Origin of the sequence: Nocardia anaemiae NBRC 100462, assembly GCF_001612725.1 — a bacterium.
Taxonomy (GTDB): Bacteria; Actinomycetota; Actinomycetes; order Mycobacteriales; family Mycobacteriaceae; genus Nocardia; species Nocardia anaemiae.
This window is the reverse complement of the sequence record NZ_BDAZ01000110.1, coordinates 1-5,884: the sequence shown is the minus strand read 5'-3', so window position 1 is coordinate 5,884 and position 5,884 is coordinate 1. Positions and strand designations below refer to the sequence as shown.

Below are 5,884 nucleotides of genomic sequence, written 5' to 3'. Positions count from 1 at the left end.
CCGCGCTCGAGGCCGCCGCCGAGCGGATCGCCGCCGCGTGCCCGGACACCGCTTTGGCCGGGGTCGGGTATTCCCAAGGCGCGCAGGTGGTGTCGGAATTCGCGCGAGCTGTCGGCGCGGGGGAGGGACCGGTGGGACCGGAGAAGATCGCGGGTGTAGCGCTGTATTCCGATCCCGATCGCGCCCCGGGATCGCCTGTGATCCCCGGCCGTCCTGGACAACTCACTCCCGACCCGGCCCCCGGCACAACGGGGGCGGCGGTGGCGGGTGTGGCGATCACCACCGCACCCGCGTCCGGCAGCGGGATCGCCACGGACGACGGCGTCGATTACGGGGCGCTGACCGGTCGGGTGGCCGATATCTGCGTCGAGGGCGATTTGAGTTGCGCGGCACCCGATCACGCCGCCCTGTTGCGGATGGCCGCCGAGATCGCCGCCCAGGCCGACCTGCGTGATCCCCTAGCAGCGCTCGGCTCGATCCAGGCCCTGCTCTCGGGCGTGCTCGGTGACGCCTGGACCACCGTGGTGAACCACGACTTCCGCCTCGGTCCCGGCGTCGTCGACTATGTGCCCGAGGCCAGTCTCGCCGAGCGGCTCACCACTGCCGCCGACCCCCGCACACCTCCACCGTCCACGGAGGAGACAGCTGCGGCGACGGCCCGGTGGGCGCAGATCACTGCGGTCGTGGCGGGGGACCCGGTCGGGCAGTTGCCGAAACTGGCCGCCCAGCTCTCTGGTGCGTGGGGGCAGTTGGTCGCCGACAACGCCGATCTGATGAATCCGGCTGTGTGGCTTCGATACTCCGATCTGGTTGGCCGCCACACTGGTTACGCCGCCGCCGGGCAACTCGCCAGCGGGATCGCGTGGATGACCGCACTGGCCCACGACCTCGCCGGGAGCCAACGATGACCAGTGACTTCTACGATGTCCCGACCCTCGACGGCCGCCATGCCGGGGATCTAGTGCGGACGCGGCCGGTGTTCGTTCCGCAACTAACCGGGGCGGCGGGAGCATGGCAGATCATCTACATCTCCACCAATTCCCGCTCCGAACTCATCCCCGCTTCGGGGATCGTGCTGATTCCTGAGACGGTCGCGGAGCCCGGTGCCACCGCGATCTTGTTGTACTGCCCGGAGTTTCGCGGACTTGGCGGGGTGTGCGCGCCGTCGCAGCTGTTGGCGATCGGCGCCGAGCCCGACACCTCCGGGATCGAGGCGGCCTTGCGGCGGGGGTGGGTGGTGGCGATACCCGACGGCGAGGGACTCGGCCTCACCGGTGCCGGGCCGCATACCTTCCTCGCCGCCCGTGCCGGGGGCCGGATTGTGCTCGATCTCGCGCGCGCGGTCTATCGGGGCGCGGACCTCGGTACTCCGGTCGCGCCGGTGGTGGCCTGGGGATATGCCGACGGTGGGCGAGCGGTCGCCGCAGCCGGTGAACTGCACCCCTGGTACGCGCCCGAGCTGGATCTACGCGGAATCGCCGCCGGAGCCGTCGCCTCCGACCTCGCCGCGCTGGCGCCCGCGTTCAGCCAGGGCGCGGGCGCGGCAGTGGGGCTGGCTGGGCTGATCGGACTCTCACGAGCCTACGAGCACATCCCGCTGCGTCACGTCCTGAACGAGGACGGAGTGCAGGCCGTCGCCGAGGCGCAGCACCTCACCGGAAACGAACTGCTGCAACGGTTCCCGCAACCTCTGGCGCACTGGTGCCGCCGGCCCGACCCGTGGAACGACCTGTGGTGGCGGCGTGTGCTGGCTTTGGAAACCCTCGCCCACACCAAGCCGGTGATGCCGCTGCACCTGTATCACGGCGGCCTCGACGCGATCGTTCCGGTGCAGGCCGGGCGTCGCACACTCATCGCCTACCGGCAACGCGGAGCCGAGGTCAGCTGGCGCGAGTACGACGCCGATCACCGCAACACCGCAGCCGCCGCAACCAGCGATGTCCTCGCCAGACTCGGCGAGGACATCACCGGCGGGCCACCGCCTCCCGAGCCCGGCCATCCGATCGGCGAGGGCGAGCACGCTGCCCGCTCCTAGACCCCTCCGGGGAACCCTGCCCGCACCCCGAACCCCCCTCCCCGGGTGCGGGCAGGCCCGGCGAATCATCCGTTGCGAGAACTACTCCCAATGAGGGGAGGTGAATGATGTTGCGCAAGAAGCCCAAGCCCAGTGAGGCCGACCCGTGGGCCTGGCTCGAGCAGCCGCGAATGGCACCGGCCCTGCACCTCGTGTCCGACCCCGACCCCGATCTCGAGTCCGAGACCGGGGTCGAGGCGAGTCCGCAACCATCGGCACAGGAGGGCCGCTGGCTGGTGGCGTTGCCGCAGACTCGGGACGCGGCAGATACAGCGGTAGCACGGCCACTGTGGAACAGGGCCGGGTATCAGGTGCCGGGGCGTGGGTGGGCCGCGCTGGCGGCCACTGCGGCCGTGATGATCGGCGTGGTGGCCGTATGGGCCCACGATCCACGCGAGAACGGTGATCCGGTGCATGTCACGGCGGTAGCGCCGAGCGCGACAGCGGCTGTTGAGGGTGCGTGCACCGGGTTGTCGGGCACCGTGGTCACCGACCGCCTGGCAGACACCACCACGACCCTTGCGGGAGTGATCGCGGCGTTCGAGGCGGCCTACTACATCGATCGCAGCGCCGAGGCCGCAATGCGGCTGCTGGCACCGGAGTCCGGGATCACCGCCGACGGGCTCGCCGCCGGGATCGCCTCGATCCCGATAGGCAGCACCCATTGCGTGGCGATCACCCCGATCTCGGAGACGACCGCGAACGTGCACGTGGTCGAGCTGCACCCCGACCGCCAACGGGTGGACTATCTCCAGGTCATCAACACCCGCCCCGTTGAGGGCGGTGGCTTGCTGATCAGCAACGTCCAGGGGCAGGGATGACCACGACGCCAGCACAGACCCCCGCCCGCCGAATCCTCCTGCTACGTCGGAGGTTTGAGTGCCGTCGAACACTGTCTGTCGCGGCGGGCACGAGCGTGTCCTCATGACGGCGACACCGGCGGCCTCGGGCTCGCAGGCGCCGCTGCTGATCGCGGTCGCGGGTCTGGGGCCGCGTGCCGGGACCACGACCACCGCGGTGGCTCTGGCCCGAGCCTGGCCCGGTCGCGAGGCTGCGCTGGTGGTGGAGGCCGACCCCGCAGGCGGGCAACTGGCCGAATTGGTGGGCGGTGACCCGTATCTGGGGTTGGCGAGCCTGGCTCGCACCATCGACCCGAACGCACCCGTGCAGGCCGACCGAATGCTCGAGCACGTGCAGTTCCTGCCCAACGGCGTGCCAGTCCTGGCCGCACCACCAGGCCCAGACGCAACTCGCGCGGGATTGACCGCCTCACTGCTGGCCGGTACGCACGCGAGCTGGCGAGCCCTCGGGGCGAGCGTGTTCGCCGATTGCGGTGCCCCCGAGCCGGATTCGGCTCTGGCCCCGGTCCTGGCTGCCGCCGACGCCTGCCTGGTCGTCGTCCGCACCGATCACATCGACCCCGCACGCGCCGCCCACCGCATCCTGGCGCTCACCGAGGGTTGCCGTCACCGTGGAGTGCTGCTCATCGGGGACAGCCCGCACAACGACTTCGCCACGGCACTCGCCCTCCCGGTGTTGGGAGTCCTGCCCGCCGCACGGGACTCAGCCGTCGCGCTGGTGCACGGGACTCGGCAGCCGCGTCGCGGTCGGCGTCTGCTTCCAGCCGCCCGCACCATCACCGCGGCCCTGCGCGAGCAGCTCCGTCCGACCCGACCGGCCACGACCGGGCAGCAACGGCGCACCCGCCCGCCGACCCACCACACCACCACCGCGGTCGCTCGCCGCCGGTCGGCCCCGCTGCCCACGGTGTACCGGCTCGACCCAGCCACCACCACACCCGCACCCGCGCCCAGACCTGCGCGCTCGCAACCGGATACGGATGCTGCCCACCCCCAAGGGCATACTGCGCCCGCGCGTGTACCGGGACCGCAGGACACCGCACCTGACGGCAGCGAAGAGCAGATCCGCCCACGCGAGGACGACCGAGCCACCGATCCCCAAGCCCCTCAACACGACCCCGCACCGTCGAGCCCGTCTCGTGAGCAGGCCGAGCCTGTGTTGGCGATCCGGGTGTTCGGCCCGACCCGGGTCCTGTGGCGCGCACCCGAGGGCGGTGAGGCGGTGGAGATCACGGGCCAGTTGCGGCCACGCAGCCGGGAAGTCCTGGCTGTGCTCGCCCTGCATCCGGACGGGCTCAGCAGGACAGAGCTGATCGATGTGCTCTGGGACGAGCACCCCCCGGCCAAGCTCACCGCCGCACTCGCCAACACGTTGAGCCGCGTGCGCACCGGCATCACCTCCGCGACCGGCGGCCAGGTCACCGCGCCGCTGGCCGATGACCACATGCGCTACCGGCTCTCACCCCAGGCGATCACCGTCGACTATTGGGAGTTCACCGCGGCCGTGGCCCAACGCCGCCGCGCCAGCAGCGAGCAGGACCAGGCCGCCGCGTGCGAGCGGATCGCGGGTCTGGCCACCACCGTGCTGGCCACCGACCTCACCGACACGTGGGTCGAACCACTGCGCGAAGCCGCGCGCCGCGAGGCCCTCAACGCGTTGGGCTGGCTGGCTGCCCGCACCGCCGACAACGATCCCCGCGCCACCCTGGGCCTGCTCGAGACAATCATCGAGATCGACCCCTACAACGAAACCGTCTGGCAAGACATTCTGCGCCTGCACGCCCGCCTCGGCGAACACGCCGCCCTCACCCGCACCTATTCACTGCTCACCCACAAACTCGCCGAAATCGACCAGACCCCGAGCCCCCGAACACGCCAACTCCTCGAACACCTGCACCGCACCACCAAATAGGGACCACCATCAATACGAGACGATGTCCGGGACGCGAGAAGAACACGACCACCTCTCGGTTCGTTATTGGCTGTCGTCATTATTTGAATTCGCTGACCGGTCATGCTTGGAAAATTGCCCTGTATGATGAAATGCTGATACGTTGCGGCCCCCGAATGAATGCGCGAAAAAGACTATTTGCATCACCTCGAGTGTCTGCTTTTTTCTTATTCCAGTGGCTTTGTCGCCGTATCGGATAACGCGCGAAATTTATCGTGATCTTGAAGAGGCCGATCCGGGGGGCGTTCGGTGGTGGTATTCCGTGTGGCGTTCGGTGGCGTGGTCAAATCACGCCACCCTATCGCAGCATATCCGCAGGTGAAGCGGCATCTATCCAGCCAGGGCCTACTCGGGATTGTCTATATACAAAGCTATATAGACATGCGTCGCCGTCATCCGTCGGCGGTCCGCGTCCGTCTGCATCGCGCCGTTCTCACCCTGCTGTCTTATCTCCGTCCCCCTCCTCCTGTCCGTTCCTTCTTTTCTTTTCTTTATTGCTTTTGTCGCGGTTTCGTTGTCTCGGATGAGCCGGGGCTGTGCGCGTTTCGTTCCATTCTTGCCTTGTCGATTGGGGGCTCGTGGGTAATTTTCGGGAATTGTTTGATTTCGGGTTGGATTTCGGGTTGTGGACTGGCAGCGAGCCGAGCTAGCGTCGAGCCGTGCCCCGGAATTCGCCGGGGGAATTCACGAAATCCCATTGGTGGCCTCGCCACACGTATGTCACGATCCGCGTGGCGGTACGTGAATTGGGTTCGACTTTTCAGGAGACGAAAATGACCTCACCTCGTTTGGGTAATGGTGAATTGCGGCGCATGGTCGCCGGTGTCCTGGCAGACAATCCGGGGCGCGAGCATTCCCCCCGCGAGATCGTGAAAATCCTGTCGCGTTCCTCCGGTGCTGTCGGCAATGCGCTTGAGGCATTGACCGCCGCCGGTCACGCCGACCGCACCGCCAGCGCACCGCGCCGCTACCGCGCCAACTCCCACACCGCCGCCGCCG

At 68.5% G+C, this 5,884-nt stretch carries 4 protein-coding genes and 1 pseudogene; all 5 read left to right on the top strand.

Features of this window, described 5'->3' with window-relative positions:
* Positions 1 to 908, top strand: a 908-nt coding sequence (locus tag NA5_RS38545) for a cutinase family protein (RefSeq protein ID WP_062993975.1), incomplete at its 5' end; no start/stop codon positions are given.
* On the top strand, positions 905 to 2,035 hold the full coding sequence (locus NA5_RS38540) for a lipase family protein (RefSeq protein ID WP_062993974.1): 1,131 nt from the start codon (positions 905 to 907) through the stop codon (positions 2,033 to 2,035). The genes NA5_RS38545 and NA5_RS38540, both read left to right, overlap by 4 nt.
* A gap of 104 nt (positions 2,036 to 2,139) precedes the next feature.
* Positions 2,140 to 2,895, top strand: coding sequence for a DUF8176 domain-containing protein (locus NA5_RS38535; RefSeq protein ID WP_062993973.1), 756 nt, complete (start codon positions 2,140 to 2,142; stop codon positions 2,893 to 2,895).
* A 103-nt stretch (positions 2,896 to 2,998) separates the two neighbouring features.
* A complete protein-coding gene (locus tag NA5_RS38530; protein WP_062993972.1) occupies positions 2,999 to 4,846 on the top strand; it encodes an AfsR/SARP family transcriptional regulator in 1,848 nt (615 codons plus the stop codon).
* A gap of 812 nt (positions 4,847 to 5,658) precedes the next feature.
* A pseudogene (locus tag NA5_RS38525) lies at positions 5,659 to 5,884 on the top strand (AAA family ATPase); the annotation flags it as partial.